This is a genomic window from Mycobacterium sp. (assembly GCF_039583805.1).
Lineage (GTDB): Bacteria > Actinomycetota > Actinomycetes > Mycobacteriales > Mycobacteriaceae > Mycobacterium.
Genome location: NZ_JAVKSH010000025.1, coordinates 1 through 16,169, shown reverse-complemented (window position 1 = coordinate 16,169; position 16,169 = coordinate 1). Strand labels below are relative to the sequence as shown.

At 67.3% G+C, this 16,169-nt stretch carries 15 protein-coding genes; 5 read left to right on the top strand and 10 right to left on the bottom strand.

Annotation, left to right across the window (positions count from 1 at the left end; translation table 11 throughout):
- The first annotated feature begins 92 nt into the window (after positions 1 to 92).
- Entirely contained in the window at positions 93 to 611 is a 519-nt protein-coding gene (locus ABDW21_RS05100; RefSeq protein ID WP_343601621.1) for a hypothetical protein, read from the top strand.
- Positions 612 to 624: 13 nt separating this feature from the next.
- Here ABDW21_RS05100 and ABDW21_RS05095 read toward each other — a convergent pair whose 3' ends face one another.
- The 8 genes from ABDW21_RS05095 to ABDW21_RS05060 are packed head-to-tail and all read right to left on the bottom strand — an operon-like array spanning position 625 to position 10,164.
- Complete coding sequence (locus tag ABDW21_RS05095) at positions 625 to 2,280, bottom strand: MlaD family protein (RefSeq protein WP_343601620.1); 1,656 nt, start codon at positions 2,278 to 2,280, stop codon at positions 625 to 627.
- Positions 2,281 to 3,612, bottom strand: coding sequence for an MCE family protein (locus tag ABDW21_RS05090; protein WP_343601628.1), 1,332 nt, complete (start codon positions 3,610 to 3,612; stop codon positions 2,281 to 2,283). It lies immediately after the preceding gene.
- A 23-nt stretch (positions 3,613 to 3,635) separates the two neighbouring features.
- The gene (locus tag ABDW21_RS05085) at positions 3,636 to 5,078 is read right to left on the bottom strand and encodes an MCE family protein (RefSeq protein ID WP_343601619.1); all 1,443 of its coding nucleotides are present in this window, start codon (positions 5,076 to 5,078) and stop codon (positions 3,636 to 3,638) included.
- The gene (locus ABDW21_RS05080; RefSeq protein WP_343601618.1) at positions 5,075 to 6,193 is read right to left on the bottom strand and encodes an MCE family protein; all 1,119 of its coding nucleotides are present in this window, start codon (positions 6,191 to 6,193) and stop codon (positions 5,075 to 5,077) included. Before ABDW21_RS05080 ends, ABDW21_RS05085 begins: the two co-directional genes overlap by 4 nt.
- Positions 6,190 to 7,242 (bottom strand): MCE family protein, encoded by a 1,053-nt coding sequence (locus tag ABDW21_RS05075; protein ID WP_343601616.1) that lies wholly within the window; start codon positions 7,240 to 7,242, stop codon positions 6,190 to 6,192. The genes ABDW21_RS05080 and ABDW21_RS05075 overlap by 4 nt, the downstream gene beginning before the upstream one ends.
- A complete protein-coding gene (locus ABDW21_RS05070) occupies positions 7,239 to 8,474 on the bottom strand; it encodes an MCE family protein (protein WP_343601615.1) in 1,236 nt (411 codons plus the stop codon). Before ABDW21_RS05070 ends, ABDW21_RS05075 begins: the two co-directional genes overlap by 4 nt.
- A 7-nt stretch (positions 8,475 to 8,481) precedes the next feature.
- Entirely contained in the window at positions 8,482 to 9,333 is an 852-nt protein-coding gene (locus ABDW21_RS05065) for an ABC transporter permease (protein WP_343601613.1), read from the bottom strand.
- Positions 9,334 to 9,351: 18 nt separating this feature from the next.
- The gene (locus ABDW21_RS05060; protein ID WP_343601612.1) at positions 9,352 to 10,164 is read right to left on the bottom strand and encodes an ABC transporter permease; all 813 of its coding nucleotides are present in this window, start codon (positions 10,162 to 10,164) and stop codon (positions 9,352 to 9,354) included.
- Positions 10,165 to 10,583: 419 nt separating this feature from the next.
- Here ABDW21_RS05060 and ABDW21_RS05055 point away from each other — a divergent pair, with 419 nt between their 5' ends.
- From ABDW21_RS05055 to ABDW21_RS05040, 4 genes are read left to right on the top strand one after another with little or no spacing between them, the layout of a single operon-like run.
- Positions 10,584 to 11,669 (top strand): amidohydrolase family protein, encoded by a 1,086-nt coding sequence (locus tag ABDW21_RS05055; protein WP_343601611.1) that lies wholly within the window; start codon positions 10,584 to 10,586, stop codon positions 11,667 to 11,669.
- 22 nt (positions 11,670 to 11,691) lie between these two features.
- A complete protein-coding gene (locus ABDW21_RS05050; protein WP_343601610.1) occupies positions 11,692 to 12,837 on the top strand; it encodes an amidohydrolase family protein in 1,146 nt (381 codons plus the stop codon).
- A gap of 1 nt (position 12,838) precedes the next feature.
- Entirely contained in the window at positions 12,839 to 13,231 is a 393-nt protein-coding gene (locus ABDW21_RS05045; protein WP_343601609.1) for a Rieske 2Fe-2S domain-containing protein, read from the top strand.
- Positions 13,232 to 13,244: 13 nt separating this feature from the next.
- The gene (locus ABDW21_RS05040) at positions 13,245 to 14,111 is read left to right on the top strand and encodes an alpha/beta hydrolase (protein ID WP_343601607.1); all 867 of its coding nucleotides are present in this window, start codon (positions 13,245 to 13,247) and stop codon (positions 14,109 to 14,111) included.
- 5 nt (positions 14,112 to 14,116) lie between these two features.
- On the opposite strand, the gene ABDW21_RS05035 is transcribed toward ABDW21_RS05040, so the two are convergent.
- Both ABDW21_RS05035 and ABDW21_RS05030 read right to left on the bottom strand, forming a co-directional pair.
- Complete coding sequence (locus ABDW21_RS05035; RefSeq protein WP_343601606.1) at positions 14,117 to 14,590, bottom strand: hypothetical protein; 474 nt, start codon at positions 14,588 to 14,590, stop codon at positions 14,117 to 14,119.
- A 51-nt stretch (positions 14,591 to 14,641) separates the two neighbouring features.
- Entirely contained in the window at positions 14,642 to 15,793 is a 1,152-nt protein-coding gene (locus ABDW21_RS05030) for a thiolase family protein (protein ID WP_343601604.1), read from the bottom strand.
- Positions 15,794 to 16,169 lie beyond the last annotated feature (376 nt).

Sequence of the window (16,169 nt, the reverse complement as noted above, 5' to 3'; positions counted from 1 at the left end):
TGAATCGGCCCCTGGTCGGCGGGGACGGTGTTACCGTCACCCTCGAAAATGCTGCTGCATGTGGCGAAGGGTAAAGCGTCGAGGAGCACGCGATGCGTTCAACGAGCCACCGGGTGGGCACCGCCGCAACCGCGACCCTGCTGGCTACCGTCAGCGGTTTGGGCGCGACACCGTCAGCCCGGGCGGATGGCACCCCGATCAACGGGACCTACATCGCCACGTCGGTGGGCGAGTGGGCGCAGACCAACCTGGCGTACCACGACGAACCCACGGTGCGAAGCACGTGGACCATCACCTCCTCGTGCACGACCTACCAGGACTGCAGCGGCCAGGTGACGAGTGACCAGGGCTGGAGCGCACCGCTGAACACCCACGACGGGGGATTTTGGTACGTCAGGCGGGATGTGCCGAACTGGGAACAGTGCCCCGACGGCACCGCGGCCACCGGGCGCCAGACATACACGTTCTATTACGCGGGCCCGGACGCCAAGCAGCAGCCTGGGTCGTCGACGCTGGCCGGTAGGGACAAGACGGTCGGCCCAAGCGGCGCCTGCGGGGTCAACAGGTGGCTGGTGGTCGAGATGCCGTTCCGGCTGGACAAGATCGCCTGATCGGCGTTCGGCTTTACGTGGGAAGCATGTCCTCCCAGGTCTTGGGGGCCCGCACGAGGTTGGACTGCCGGTAGGTCTGCCCGTCGGGAGCGACGTAGCGGCCGGTCTGCGGGTCGTAGTGGGCGATGGCCACCGAGGGACCGGGCCCGGATCCCCTAGCTTTATTGCCGCCGAACGAGCTGGGCGCCGCCTGCGGGCCGCCGCTTGCGGGGCCGGTGGGCGGCGTGGCCGCATCCGGCGTGTCCATCGGCGCGAAGGGCGGAACCTCCGGCGGCGCCTGCGGCGGTACGGGGCTGAGGGCGCCAGCCTGTGCTCCCGGCAGGGGCGGTGATTCGGGCGGCACAGGTAGTCCGGGCGGCAGCGGCGTTCCGTCCACCGGTCCGAAGGTTCTGTCGCGGAAGAAGTTGACCCGGTCATCCGGCGGGATGCCTTGGGCGATCAGGTTCGGATCCAGCGGGTAGGCGCCGAAGACGTGCTGGCGCATCGCCAGCGGTTCGTAGGGCTTGTCGCTGTTGCAGATTTCGACTGTCGGTGCGCGTTTTCCGGGATGGCGGATGCAGGGATAGTTGCGAGCGCCGCGAACTGCGATCGGGGAATCCTGCGGCAGTTTGCAGTAGATCCCGTCCGGCGTGTCGATTGTGCTGGTGTCGGCCGGGGAGCGCCATTGGTTGGGCGGCAGGAAACCCACCGTGCATGCCGGCGGGTCACTGCTGCCGAAGGCGGCAAAGTCGCCGCGACCGAGCCCGGTCGGGTTTCTGGACGGCCCAAGCGATTGAAAGACGGCAATAATCGGCGGCAACAACACCAGCACCTGCTCCAGCGAAGCGTTGTAGGTCATCAGGATCTCTCCCACGGTGGAGAGGTTTGCGAGCAGCACCGGCAACGTGGGTTTGACCTGCTCGAGCAGCCGGGACGTCTCGTTCAAGGCACCGGGCCCGACGTCCAGCAGGGTGCGCACCTGCGGGTCGTCGGTCACGAGCTGGTCGCTGAATCCGGCAAGGCTGCGTGCCCACAGCCGGATCGCGTCGGTGGTCTGCGCCTGGGACTCCAACAACGGAACGGTGTCCTCGGTGAGCGTTCGCGCGCGATCGGCAACGCCATTGAGGTCGCCGGAGATTCGCGCTGTCGAGTCGAACAGCGATCCGAAATCGTAACCGGCCCCGTTGAATCCCTTGAACGACTCGTCGAGCAATTCGCTGAGCTTGCCCTTGGGGATGCTGTTGATCAGGGCACTGGTCTTATCGAGTAGTGGGCCGATCGGCTGCGGAATCGTAGTGTCGCCCACGGCGATGACCGAGCCGTTGTGCAGGTAGGGCGGCGAGTCGGTGCGTGGCCGCAAGTCCACATATTGTTCGCCCACCGCGGAGATGCTGTGCACCTCTGCTCGCAGATCCGCCGGGATCTTCTGCGAAGACCCAAGGGAGAGCGTCGCTTTCGCACCGGCCGACGTCAAACTCACCGCGGTGACCTTGCCGATCTCTACCCCGCGGTAGGTCACGTTGGAAAACCGGTACAGGCCGCCGGCGGCGGGTAGCTCAAGCGTGACCGTCATACGCCCTATACCCAGCAGGGTCGGCACCTGGATGTAGGTCATGACCATCACGGCCACGCCGATGATCCCCACGATCGCGAAAATCGCCAGTTGGATCCGGACGAAACGGGTCAGCATCTACCCACTCCCCTCCGCCGGGGGGACCGCGTCGGGCGGCATCGGCCCGGGTCCCGCCTCGGGCGGCCCGCCCGGTCCCGGTGGCAGCGGCGGTACGGGTCGCGGCGGTAATGCATCGGCTGCCGGACACGGTCCCATCGTCCCCGCACACGAACCGATCGGCGGCGGCGGGAACGGTATGCCGTAGACCGGTTGGGGCCCCGCCGTCGGCGTCAACGGTGCGTTGACAGGCGGCGGCACCGGTCCGGGAGCCGACGGGTTCAGCGGATCGGGCGTGTACTGGTATTGCAGGTACCCGGGTTCCCCGGGCGCCGGCATCAGCTCCGCGCCCAGCCGTTCCCAGTGGGTGCCCAGCAAGACACCCCTTCGCAGCGCCGCGTTCGTCAAGTCGGCGGTGAAAAACCCGTTGGTGTAGTCGCCGCGGACGGCGCGGTCGATCAGGTTCTGCGGGAACGGTGGCGACGCCAAGTACGTCAGGCCGGTACCGATATCCGGGCCGACGTCGGCGAGCGCACGAATCGTCGGGTCGAGATTGTGCAGGTTGCGAACCAGATCGGCCCCCGCGTTGTTGACCAACCCGGTGGCGGTGTCGCTGAAGACGCGCAGCTTGTCCAGTGCGGTCACCAGACGCGGCTGCTCTCTGATCAGCACGTCCAGCCCGCGCGGTATCGTGCGCAGCGCGGCCGTGATGACGTCGCGCTGTCCGGCCAGTGTGTCGGCGAGCCGGTTCAATCCCTGGATCGACGCGACGAGGTTGTCGCGCTGCGCATCAAGCGCGCCGACGAACCGGTCTAGGCGGACAAGCAGATCACGCACGGCGTCTGGATGCCCCGACAGCGCGGCGGTGAAGTTGTGGATGATATCGCCGATTTGGCCAAGCCCGCCGGAGTTGATGACGACCGACAACGAAGACAGGGTTTGCTCGGTCGACGGGTAGGTCGACGAGCGGTTCAGGCCGATGGTGGCGCCCGGCCGCAGCCGCCCGCGGGCCGGCTGGCCCACGGGCGGATTCAGCGCCAGGTGCGTGGATCCCAGCAGGCTGGTCTGGCCGATGCTGGCGACCGCGTTGGCGGGCACGACGGTATCGCGTTTCACCGAGATCTCGACGTCGGCGTGCCAGGCTTGGACCGTCATCTTGCCGACGCTGCCCACCACGACGTCGTCGATCAGCACCGGCGAATTCGACTCCATCGTCCCGACATTGGCGATCTCGACGTGGTAGACGTCGGCTCCCGGTCCGCGTCCGACCGCACCCGGCAGCGGCAGCGAGTTCAGTCCGTTGAACGCGCATCCGGTCGCGGCCAGCATGACGCAGCAGCCGACGGCCAGCATCCGCCGCGTCACCTGCCGGGCGGTCACGGTTGCGGTCCTTCCGCGGGGAGCAGCATGCCCGGCAGGTTCGCCGGCGCTTCCGGCTCCGGCATCGCCGGCACGGTCGGCGCCGGTGGCTGCGGCATCGCCGCTCCCGGAATCCGCCCCGGCGGCGGTGGCGGTGGCGGTGCCTCAGGGGTGTCACCGGGCAGCCCGGTATACGCCGACACCGCGGGTGGCAGTTCGGGCGGGCCCGGCTTCGGCCCCTCACCGCCGGGTGCCAGCCGTGCCTCGGTGTAGATGATGTTTTGCGGGTCTGCCGACTTCTGCAACAACAGGTTCAACGGAAAATAGAGCTGGTTCATGTTGGGGAAGAAGAGCCCCCCGGCCGGCAAGCTGAGGATGGTGAACGGGTTGACCACCCGCAGCGCCGGGCCGGCGTACTGGGCGCACAGCTTGCCCGTCTCGGTCGCGGTGACGTTCTCGATGGCATCTATTTGTGAGCAGACGGCCCACACGGCATTGGCGAAGTGGGGTAAGGGGAATACTCCGCGGATGGCGCCGGTGTCGGGGTTGTAGTCGGCTTCGGCGTTCGCGAGCGCGTTCGGCGTGACGTGCAGGACGTTTTCCAAAGCCGTCCGTTGGTCGACGAGCACCTGGGTGACGTTGGCCAAACGTTGAACCTGCTCGGAGGTCTGGTCACGGCTTCCCGCGATGAACCGCTGCACCTCGCCGGTCGCCGACGACAGATTCTTAAGCGCAGCGTCCAAATCGGTTCTGCTGCCGTCGAGCACACTGGACAGCGTGGCCAGCCGGTCGTTGAACTGCACGAGTTGTTGGCCGCTGTCGCGAAGCGCGGTGACGAAGGTCTGCAAGTTCTTGACGATGTCGACGATGTTGCCGCCGCCGTCGGCCAAGATCCTTCCCACCCCGGACAATTGGGCCAGGGTCTGCCGAAGCTTGTCGCCGTTGCCGCCCAGGGCTCCCGCGGCGCTGTCGATGAAGCGGCCGACCGAGCTGCTCGACAGATTGCTGTCGGGCCCCAACTCCGTTGCCAGCCTCGTCAGTTGGTCTTTCACCTCGTCCCACTCGACGGGTATCGCGGTCCGTTCCACCCCTATCACCGCGCCGTCGCCCATCCTCGGACCGCTCGACCGGTAGGCAGGGGTGAGCTGGACATAGCGGGCCGCCACCAGATTCTGGGCGACGATCACCGCTTTGGCGTCCGCGGGAATGGGCACACCGGGCTCGACGTGCAGGGTCATTTTGGCCCGGGTCCCCTCCGGCCGGATGGCGGCGATGCTGCCGACCTTGACACCGGCGACCCGCACATCGTCGCCGGGGTAGATCGCGGTGGCGGTGGTGAAGTAGGCGGTGATCGTTTTCGGACGGAAGAACACATTGCGGACGACCAATCCCGCGCCGGCGAGGAGGAGCCCCGCCAAAGCGACCGCCAGTACGGCCGCAAGCCTGTTGCGCGCGATCATGATTGCGATCCCAGCCTTCCGCCTATCGTGCAGTCAGGGCAGGGTGGAATGCCGTTGGACGGCCAGGGGAACAATGCCCGCGGCCCGGCGGTGTCCGGTGGCCGGCCGTCGTTGCCGTATCTTCGGAACCCGAAGTAGAAGTCGAAGAACGGCTGGAAAAATAGTTCGGGCAGAAACGCATTCGGGATGTAGGCGTTGTAATAGAAGCCGTTGGAGACGGCCTCGCCCTGGGTGAGCTCGAACTTGGCCAATCCCGGCAGAGCTTTGGCGATGTTGTCCCGGTTCTGCTCCAGCATCGCGGTCACCGAATTCAGCTTCTGCAGCGTCGGGGCCAGCTTGGCTTCGTTGTCGTGGACCAATCCGGACAGCTGCTGGGCCACCGCGGACGTGTTGGCCAGCAACCGCACGATCGCCTGCCGCCGCGCGACGAGCACCTGCAGCAAATCGTCGGCGTCCAGGATCAGCGTGTTCACCTGCTGGCTGCGTTGCGAGAGGATTCCGGTCACGTCGGCGGCGCCTTTGAGCAGCTCGCCCAGCGTCTTGTTGCGGCCGTTGAGGGCTTGCGACAACCGGGTCACGCCGTCGAAGGCCGGTCCCAATTGCGGCGCGATCTGGTCGAGCGTCGCGGACAGCGTGTCCAGCGACTGATTCAGCGTTTGGGTGTTGGTTCCGGCGATGTCGGTGGTCAGATCGCTGAAGGCCTCGCTCAACGAATAGGGCGAGGACGTGTGCGAGAGCGGTATGACCCCCATCGGATGCAGCCTGCCGCCGCCCGCCGAATCCACGCTGAGCACCCGCTGGCCCAAGAGCGATCCGGTCCTGATGTGGGCGGTGCTGTCCGACCCGAGCGGGACCGTCCCGCGGACATTGAACGTCACCAGGGCGTCGCCGCGCCGCAGCGCCACCTTCGACACGGCGCCGACCTTGACTCCCGAGACCACCACGTCGTTACCCGCGGCCAGGCCACCGGCTTCGGTGAACAGCGCCTGGTATCGCACCGTTGTGGCCCGATCCAACAACTGCTGGGGCGACAATCCCACAGCGATGACCAGCACCACCAGTACGAAGCCCATGATTCCGGCTCGGATGAGGCCGGCTCCGCGGTACTTGTTCATTGGTTGCCCCGCACCTCCTCGTCAGTGGGCTCCGCGCATCTCCCACCTTCCTGCTTGAACAGGGGCACCACCACGGTCCGGTACTGCAGATCTGAGACGCGCAGGTCCAGCTGGCAGAGGTAGTACGGGAGCCAGGCGCCGTTTGCGCCGAGCCGCGTCAGTTTGCGGTAGTTTTTCGGCGCCTTCTGCAGCGCGACGTCGAGCTGACCCTTGCTCTGCTCGAGCAGCGGGGCCAACCGGTTCAACTGCTCCACCGTGCCGGCCAGCGGCGGGCGCGCCCTGGTCAGCAGATCCGCGATCGAGGCGGTTCCGGAGTCCAGGGCGTTGATCGCGGCGCCGACCGTGGTGCGGTCGTCGGACAATCCGGTGACCAGCCGCTGCAGCCGGTTCAGCGTGGCGGAAAATTTGTCACCGTCTTTGCCGAGCGTGCCGACCACGGTGTTGAGGTGATCGATCAGTTGCTGCACGGTCTGGTTGTTGTCCGCCAACGTATTCGAGAACGACGACGTCTCCGACAGCAGCGACTGCAGGGTGCCGCCTTCGCCCTGAAAGATCTGCACCAGGGCCGCGCTGAGCGCGTTGACATCCTGCGGGTTCAGGCCCGCGATAACGGGTTTCAGCCCGCCCAGCAGCAGGTCGAGGTCGAGCGCCGGTGCGGTCTTGTCCACCGGGATCTGCGCACCGGACGGCAGCACCTTGGTCGACCCGGGGCCGTCGACCAGTTCGAGGTAGCGATCACCCACCAGGTTGAGGTAGCGAACAGCGGCCCGGGTGCCGCTGGTGAGCACGATGTTGCGGTCTGCGTCGAAGCGCACCAGCACCGTCTTGTCGGGGCGCAGCGAGACGGTTTTCACCGTGCCAACCCGGATACCGGCGACTCGCACGCTCTGTCCGCTCTTGAGGCGCGACACGTCGTTGAAGACCGCGGAATACTCCGTCGTCGAACCGGTTCGGTACTGGCCGAAGATAAAGAACAAGAACACGGTCAACACCACCATCACGACCCCGAAGGCCGCGAACTTGACGATCGTTGTCCGTGAGCCGGTCATCCGGGCTGCCCGATTTGAAACGTGTTGCGCGGCGGCCCGTCCAGCGGACCGTAGAGCAGTTGCTTGAGCAGATCGGAGTTGATCAGCACCTGCTGGTTGCCGTACTGCCAGGGGTTGATACCGACGTCGGCGACCACGTACGGCGGAGCCACGTCGACGGGCACATTGGGCAGGCCGTCGCACTGCGGGCCGCCTGTCGCGGCCACCTTGGGCAAGTTGCCCGGGTACCGGAACCGTTCGGCGCCGAACTCGACCTCGAACGTTATTCTGATGCCCGGGTCTGCCAGCGGCGGATCCTTGTTGAGCACGGCTGCCCCGGCGAGGCCGCACCACAGTGCTTGGTGGTACTCGTTGGTCAAATCGGTGGTCGGCCGCAGCATGTGCAGCACGTCGGTCAGCGCCTGGCCGTTGCCGCCCACCACGTCGTTGCCGATGTCGGCTAGCCCGATCGAGCTGATCAAAAACGCGTCCAGGTTGCGTTGCTCGTCGACGACCGTCTGGCTGATCCGGGTGAAATTCTGCGCGGTCTTGACCAGGTCCGGCGCGGCGTCGGCGTAGGCGTTGGCCACCGCGGGGAGCACCGCGAGGTCGTGGCTCAGCGCCGGAAGGCTGGGCTCCTGAGTAGCCAGAAACGCGTCCAGGTCGCTCAATGCCTGGCCGATTTTCTGGCCCCGGCCGTTGACCGCCGACGCGATGGCGCCCAGGGTTTCGTTGAGTTTGGCCGGGTCGATGGCGGACAACACCTGCGTGAGTTCCTGGAACACCGTGTTGATCTCGACGGTGACTTGCTGGTTGCGCAGTACCTGACCGGCGTACATGGGTCGCGGCGAGGGGTCCGCGGGCGGTATCAGCTCGACGAACTTGGCTCCGAACACCGTCGACGACGTGATGTCGACCAGCACGTTGTCGGGGATGAGATGCAGCTGCGACGGGTTCATCGCCAGGTGCAGGACGGCCTGACCGCCGGGAGCGACGTCGATCGAGGCGACTTGGCCCACCTGGACGCCGCGCATCTTGACCTTGGCGTCGGTGTTCATCACCAAACCGGCGCGCGGCGACAGCACCATCACCGGCACGCCCGAGGTGAAGCCGCCACGGAACAGCGTGAGGGCGACGGCGACGATAGCGGCGATCACGCCGACGGTGGCCAGTCCGGCCAACGGGCGAGCGTAGGTGCGCGGACCCGGCCGGCGCCTGCGCGACGCCGGATACCGCCTGGTGATGACCGCCATGCTCCTGCTATCCCGCCAGGTTGAAGTTGCCGTTGGACCCGTAGACGGCGAGCGAGACCAGCAACGTCACCGACACCACCACGACCAGCGAGGTCCGCACCGAGTTGCCCACCGCCACCCCGACCCCGGACGGTCCGCCGGAGGCGAAGTAGCCGAAGTAGGTGTGCACCAACAGGATTGCCAGCGCCATCAGCACCGCCTGCAAGAACGACCACAGCAGGTCGACCGGGTTGAGGAAGGTGTCGAAGTAGTGGTCGTAGAGGCCTCCGGACTGGCCGAACAACCCGACGACGGTGAACTGGCTGGCCAGGAACGAGAGCACGACGGCGATGGCGTACAGCGGGGTGATGGCCACCATCCCGGCGATGATCCTGGTGCTGACCAGGTACTCGACCGGTCGGATCGCCATGGATTCCAGCGCGTCGATTTCTTCGTTGATGCGCATCGCGCCCAATTGTGCGGTGACCCCCGCGCCGAAGGTCGCCGCCAAGCCGATCCCGGCCACCACGGGGGCCGCGATCCGGACGTTGAGGAATGCCGCCAGGAATCCCACCAGCGCCTCGATGCCGATGTTGCCCAGCGAACTGTAGCCCTGGACCGCCAGGGTGCCGCCCGATGCCAGGGTCAGGAACCCGACGATCGCGAGCGTGCCGCCGATCATCGCCAGCGCGCCTGCGCCCATGCTGATCTCGGCGATCAGGCGGATGATCTCCCGGCGAAAGTGCACCATCGCGTGCGGGACCCCGGCCAGCGCCCGGCCGTAGAACAGCGTGTGGTCGCCGATTCGGCTGATGCTGCCGATCGGCCTTTCCAGCTGACGGGACAGACGCGGATAGGTGGCTCGCAACGTCACAACCATTCTTCGATGACCCGCTCCCTACGTTTTGGTGGCGAATCGGATTCCGATGGCGGTGACCACCACGTTGACGACGAACAGCGCCATGAAGGCGTACACCACGGTTTCGTTGACGGCGTTGCCGACGGCCTTGGCGCCCCCGCCGGTGATGACCAGCCCGCGATAACACGCGATCAGGCCGGCGAGCAGGCCGAACAGGGCGGCTTTGACGCACGAGATGATGACCTCGGGGACACCGGTCAGCAGCGTGATGCCGGCCGCGAACGCGCCCGGGTTGACGTCTTGGATGAACACCGAGAACGTGTAGCCGCCCAGGATCCCGATGATGACGACGAGACTGTTCAGCAGCAGCGCCACCAGCCCCGACGCCAGCATCCGCGGAGTCACCAGCCGTTGCACGGGGTTGATGCCCAGCACCTCCAGGGCGTCGATTTCCTCGCGGATCGTGCGCGAGCCCAGATCGGCGCACATCGCGGTGGCGCCGGCGCCCGCCACGATCAACACCGTCACCAGCGGGCCGATCTGGGTGACCGCGCCGAAGGCCGCGCCCGCCCCGGACAGGTCCGCGGCGCCGAGCTCGCGCAGCAGGATGTTGAGCGTGAAGCTGACCAGGACGGTGAACGGTATGGCCACCAACAGCGTGGGCACGATCGACACGCGGGCCACGAACCAGGACTGCTCGAGGAACTCGCGCCAGAAGAACGGCCTGCGCACCGCGAACCGCAGCGCGTCGGCCCCCATCGCGAACAAGCCGCCGACGGCTTGCATCGGTTTGCGGACGTCGTGCCCGAAGACGACGCCTCCGCTCCAGCGGTCCGGCCCCAGTGTCGCCATCGCTATTGCCCGGCCCTTTCAGGATCGTGCGCGTCGGCGGCTGCCGTCGGCCCGGCGTCCCCGTCGATGACGCCGCATACGCTACCCAAGGCGCTCACTCCTGGCTCGAGGTGGTTCCGGTTGCCGCGGCCACGAACACTCCCACCCCGCCTTGGCCGCGGCACGCAGCGATTATTGCCCAGCGTTGGGCTTTTCGGGCCGGAATGCGTGACTTGTTTCCAACGCCACGCCACCGTCGCGGGCCTGCCCGGCTAAATTTGTTATCTTTAGAAGAAAAGGCGATTCATCCGGCCTGGCGGGAACGCCGGCCGCTGGACGCCACCGCCGCAACCCGTTGATCGACGGTGAACCAGACTGTTAGATTTGCTATCGAGTGACCAGCGTGCCCGACGCCGTCGGCGCTGGGAAGGGTGGCTTCGGTGATACAACACCCGGACGGAACCCGGACGCCCGTCGTCGACGCGAGCGTGCACATCTTCTTCGCGTCGACCGCCGACCTCCGCGATCACCTGCGCGAACCGTTCACGAGCCGAGGTTTCCCGGACTACGAGATGGACTGGTACGGGGCGCCGGGCGGCGAGTACGCCGCGAACACCCGGCCGGGTCGCGGCTATCCCGGTTCGGATCCGGATGTCGTTGCCGAACAGCTGTTTTCAGAACGGGGCATCGACGTCGCGGTGCTGCACCCGATGGGTCGCGGCATCATGCCCGACCGGCACCTCGGCAGCGCACTGTGCGCCGCGCACAACGAGATGCTGGTGTCACGCTGGCTGGAATCCGGCGACTACGGCGAGCGCTTCCGCGGCACCATCCGGGTCAATCCCGACGACATCGCCGGCGCGCTGCGCGAAATCGACCGGTGGCGCGCACATCCGAGGGTGGTCCAGATCGGCGTTCCGCTGCAGTCGCGGGAGCTCTATGGCAAGCCGCAGTTCTGGCCGCTGTGGGAAGCCGCGGCGGCGGCGGGCCTGCCGGTGGCCGTGCACGTCGAGACCGGTGAGGGCGTCGCGTTTCCGCCGACCCCGTCCGGGCACACCCGAACCTACGAGCAGTACGCCGGCTTCATGGCGCTGAACTACCTATATCACCTGATGAACATGATCGCCGAAGGGGTCTTCGAGCGGTTCCCGGCGTGCCGCTTCGTCTGGGCCGACGGCGGCGCCGACTTCGTGACGCCGTTCATCTGGCGGATGGACACCTTCGGGCGGCCCCATCTGGAGCAGACGCCGTGGGCGCCGCGGATGCCCAGCGACTATCTGCCCGGGCATGTCTACTTCGTCCAGGGCGCTTTCGACGGCCCCGGTGACACCGACTTCGCCGGCGAATGGTTCGGCTTCACCGGCAAGGACGACATGGTGATGTTCGGCTCCAGCTACCCGCACTGGCACATGAGCGAACCGGCGGTGCCGAGCTCCTACACCGCCGAACAACGCGACAAGCTGTGCTGGCGCAACGCCGCACAGCTCTACGGCATAGACATTCCGGCCGGGCTGGCCGCACACTAGACACTAGACATCGGAGGCCGTGATGACGCTGACACAGTCACGAGACCGGGTTCCCGCCGCCGAGCGAGTCGCCGTGCGGTGCGTGGACTCCGACGTCCACCCGGTGCCCAAACGCGGCGAGCTGACCCCGTACATCCCGGAGCCGTGGCGCAGCGACTTCTTCCTCGAGCGCCGGGTCGGCGAGCTGATCTACTACGACGCACCCGACTACGCGCACACCTACGCGATGCGCGCCGACACCTTCCCGCCGGACGGCGAATTCCCCGGCAGCGACCCGGACATGGCGTTCCGGCAGCTGATCCTGGAGTCCGGTTCCGACATCGCCATCCTGGAGCCCGGCGCCCGGACGCCGCGCCTGCCCGACGCGCACCACGCCGTCTCGTGTGCCCTCAACGACTGGCAGGACCGGCACTGGCTGGACAGCCGTAACAACTGGCACCAGCGCTGGCGCGGCTCGATCTGCGTGGCGATCGAGGATCCCGACGGTGCCGCCCGCGAGATCGAGCGGTGGGCCGGCCACCCCTACATGGCGCAGATCCTGATCAAGGCCGAGCCGCGGCCCTCGTGGGGTCACCCGATGTACGACCCGATCTGGGCGGCGGCCACCAAGCACGACATCACCGTGAGCTGTCACCTCGGCCGCAGCAACTACGAGATGCTGCCCATGCCGCCGGTCGGATTCCCCAGCTACAACCACGATTTCATGGTCACCTACTCGCTGCTGGCGGCCAACCAGGTGATGAGCCTGATCTTCGACGGGGTTTTCGACCGGTTCCCGACGCTGCGGGTGGTGTTCGTCGAGCACGCGTTCAGCTGGATCCTGCCGCTGATGTGGCGGATGGACGCGATCTACCGGGCCCGCTCGTCGCGGATGCAGATCAGTCGCCCGCCGAGCGACTACGTCAAGGAGCACATCAAGTTCACCACCCAGCCGCTGGATTATCCGCAGGACAAGACGGAGTTGCGCCGGGCATGCGAGTGGATGCAGTGCGACAAGATCCTGCTGTACTCCTCGGACTATCCGCACTGGACCTTCGACAACCCGCGGTGGCTGGTCAAGCACCTGCCCAAAGCGGCGCGCAATGCGGTGATGTTCGAAAACGGCATCGCGACCTATCACCTTCCCGAGACGGTCCCGGTGCTCGAGGGCCAGGCTCGGGTCTTCTGACGTGCCCGAGCAGACCAGGCAACCCCGACTGGCGCCAGGCCGCGATCACGTCGTCGCGAAAGTCGACGAAATACCCCCTGGCACAAGGACACTGGTACCAATCGGCCGATACGGGGTCGGCGTGTACAACGTCAACGGCACGTTCTACGCGATCGCCAACTACTGCCCGCATCAGGGTGGTCCGTTGTGCCTGGGCCGCCTACGCGGCCGCACCGTGGTGGACGAGACCGTCCCGGGTGACGCCGTCATGATCCGCGACCTGGAATACATCTACTGCCCTTGGCACCAGTGGGGTTTCGAGCTGGCGACCGGGACGACCGCGGTCAAGCCGGAGTGGAGCATTCGGACCTATCCGGTCCGCGTCGTCGGTGACGACGTCGTGGTGACGGCCTGAAACGGAGACGCGGGTGCCTGTTGCCGAGGTGAACGGCGGGGCTGTCGTCTATGAAATCCTGGGCAACTCAGGCGATCTCATTGTGCTGACACCGGGTGGCCGGTTCGGCAAGGACGTGCCCGGCCTCCGGCCGCTGGCGCAGGCCCTGTCCGGCGGCGGGTATCGGGTGCTGGTGTGGGACCGGCCCAACTGCGGGGCATCCGATGTGCAGTTCTACGGGCAGAGCGAATCACACATGCGGGCCGAGACCCTGTACCGGCTGCTCAGCGGGTTGGGTGTCACGTCGTGCGTGCTGGCCGGCGGATCGGGCGGGGCGCGCGACAGCCTGCTCACCGCGATGCTCTACCCCGGGCTGGTGAGCAAACTCGCTGTGTGGAACATCGTCGGCGGTGTGTACGGCACCTACCAGCTCGGCGCCTACTACGTGCTGCCGAGCATCCAGGCGGTCCGGTGGTCGGGAATCGAGGGGCTGCTCGGGGTGCCCGAATGGCGCCAGCGCATCGAGGCGAACCCGAACAACAAGCAGCGACTGCTCGACCTCGACCGTGACGAGTTCCTCGCCGTGATGCTGCGCTGGCTGGGCGCCTTCGTGCCCAAGCCGGGACAGGCCATTCCCGGTGTGGACGACGAGATGTTCACCCGGATCACGATGCCGACACTGATCATTCGCGGCGGCGAGAACGACTGGGATCATCCCAAGCGGACGTCGCTGGAGGTCGGCTGCCTGATCCGGGGATCGACGCTGATCGACCCGCCGTGGCCGGAGGATGCCTGGGAGCGGGCAGCCGAACAACAGGCACGGTCAAAAGTCAAGCGCTTCACCATGTTCGACACCTGGGTTCAGGCCGCACCCGCCATCCTCGACTTCCTGCGGGGCTGATCTGCTCAGCCGGTGACGAGGTGGACCTCGCAGTTGAGCGCGGCCTCCAGCGCGGTCCGGATCCGACTTTCCGGGACGCGCTCGCAATCGGAGCGGCTCAGCGTCACGTACACGACGTCGACACCGTCGTCGCCGGGCACCCGTCTGATCCGGCCGGTGAGCCCGAATCCGGCCAGCACACCGCGGGCGTCGTCGTCGGTGCCCCGGCTGAGGTAGGTGGTCACCCCGGCGACCGGGGCCGTGCCGAAAGCCCGGGCGGACAACGTCACCGCATGCTGTCTGAGCGCCTCTGGATCGGTGCCGGCGACCAGCAGCCGCACCTCGCGGTGCTCGACGGGCATCGCGGCCGGCCGGCTGGGCACCACCTCGACGCCGGCGTGCCGCGCCAGGCGCAGCAGAGCGGTCATGCCCTCGTCGAGCTGCGCTGGTGTGAGCTCACCGGACGGGTCGACGTCGACCCGCACCACCGCGATCCGCATGAGCGCCAGACTAATGCGACCCCGCGGCGACCCCGACGTTTCGGCCCGGGCTCAGCCGACAAGTTCGACGAGGGTGGCGTTGGCGGTGCCTCCGCCCTCGCACATGGTTTGCAGCCCATAGCGAATTCCGTTGTCGCGCATATGATGTACCATCCGGGTCATCAGCACCGCGCCGGACGCGCCGAGCGGGTGGCCCAGCGCGATAGCGCCACCCAGCGGGTTGAGCCTCTCCGGGTCGGCGCCGGTCTCGGCCAGCCAGGCCAGCGGCACCGGCGCGAACGCCTCGTTCACCTCGAACACCCCGACCTCGCCGAGCGGGACGCCGGTTTTGGCCAGCAGCTTCTCGGTGGCCGGAATCGGGCCGGTGAGCATCAGCACCGGGTCGGCTCCAGTCACCGCGCCGCCCCGGTAGCGCACCATCGGGGTCAGCCCGAGGTCGAGCGCGATCGCCGGCGTCGTCACCAGCAGCGCCGCCGCGCCGTCGGAGATCTGCGAGGAGTTGCCGGCGTGGATCACGCCGTCGTCGACGAACGCGGGTGTGAGCGCCGCCAGCTTGTCGACGCTGGTGCCGGGGCGGACCCCTTCGTCGCGGGTGACCGGCGCCGTCGCGCAGTCGGGGAACACCGGCACGATCTGCGCGTCGAAGGCGCCGCTGTCCTGCGCGGCCGCGGCCCGCCGGTGCGACGCCACCGAGTACTCGTCAAGCCGGGTGCGGGTTAACCCCCACTTCGTGGCGATCAGCTCGGCGGACAGTCCCTGGTTGAACGAGAAATCGTCATAGCGGGCAAGGACTTTGGGCCCGAAGGGCATACCGGTGGCGCGGGCCGCGCCCAGCGGCACCCGGCTCATCACCTCCACGCCCCCGGCGACGACGACGTCCTGCTGGCCGGACATCACCGCCTGCACCGCGAAGTCGACGGCCTGCTGGCTGGAGCCGCAGGCCCGGTTGACCGTGGTGGCCGGGACGGTCTCCGGCCAGCCGGCGGCCAGCACCGCGTAGCGTCCGATGTTGCTGGACTGGTCGCCGACCTGCGACACGCAACCCCAGATCACGTCGTCGACGATCGCGGGGTCGATGCCGGCCCGGTGGATCACTTCGTTCAGGACGATCGCGGACAGGTCGGCGGCATGCATGGTGGCCAGCCCGCCGTTGCGCCTGCCGACCGGTGTGCGCACGGCCTCGACGATGACCGCCTCGTGCATCTGTCTGCTCCGTCTGCCTGTTCCGTCTGCCTGTTCCCCGGTGGCGCTTTAGACGCACAGTAGACGACGGGCCCGCTGCCCGGCGCAGGTAACCGGCCGGCTCGCCGTCTCGGCCCCGGCGTCGCACGGCACGGCGAGATCGGCGAACGGCAGCACGCTTTGAGTGTCAGGCCTGCGCGACAACGACATCCACTCTGCCGGTCGCGAAAGCCGCAGCCCCACTGCCACAGCATGGTCGCACCCGTGACTACACGGCCCGTCACCGGTCAGCGCATAGTTGTGCACGCTGCGCATGTCTTCGATTAAAGACCTTTCGGTATTTGGGTGACTAGCTGTCATAGAGAAAGGCCGGTGTGGGCGAGGAAGGCGAAACACA

Bases quoted from the DNA above. Each gene is read 5' to 3' on its own strand.
- ABDW21_RS05100 (WP_343601621.1), top strand. From the start codon at position 93: ATGCGTTCAACGAGCCACCGGGTGGGCACCGCCGCAACCGCGACCCTG.
- ABDW21_RS05095 (WP_343601620.1), bottom strand. From the start codon at position 2,280: ATGCTGACCCGTTTCGTCCGGATCCAACTGGCGATTTTCGCGATCGTG.
- ABDW21_RS05090 (WP_343601628.1), bottom strand. From the start codon at position 3,612: ATGCTGGCCGTCGGCTGCTGCGTCATGCTGGCCGCGACCGGATGCGCG.
- ABDW21_RS05085 (WP_343601619.1), bottom strand. From the start codon at position 5,078: ATGATCGCGCGCAACAGGCTTGCGGCCGTACTGGCGGTCGCTTTGGCG.
- ABDW21_RS05080 (WP_343601618.1), bottom strand. From the start codon at position 6,193: ATGAACAAGTACCGCGGAGCCGGCCTCATCCGAGCCGGAATCATGGGC.
- ABDW21_RS05075 (WP_343601616.1), bottom strand. From the start codon at position 7,242: ATGACCGGCTCACGGACAACGATCGTCAAGTTCGCGGCCTTCGGGGTC.
- ABDW21_RS05070 (WP_343601615.1), bottom strand. From the start codon at position 8,474: ATGGCGGTCATCACCAGGCGGTATCCGGCGTCGCGCAGGCGCCGGCCG.
- ABDW21_RS05065 (WP_343601613.1), bottom strand. From the start codon at position 9,333: ATGGTTGTGACGTTGCGAGCCACCTATCCGCGTCTGTCCCGTCAGCTG.
- ABDW21_RS05060 (WP_343601612.1), bottom strand. From the start codon at position 10,164: ATGGCGACACTGGGGCCGGACCGCTGGAGCGGAGGCGTCGTCTTCGGG.
- ABDW21_RS05050 (WP_343601610.1), top strand. From the start codon at position 11,692: ATGACGCTGACACAGTCACGAGACCGGGTTCCCGCCGCCGAGCGAGTC.
- ABDW21_RS05035 (WP_343601606.1), bottom strand. From the start codon at position 14,590: ATGCGGATCGCGGTGGTGCGGGTCGACGTCGACCCGTCCGGTGAGCTC.
- ABDW21_RS05030 (WP_343601604.1), bottom strand. From the start codon at position 15,793: ATGCACGAGGCGGTCATCGTCGAGGCCGTGCGCACACCGGTCGGCAGG.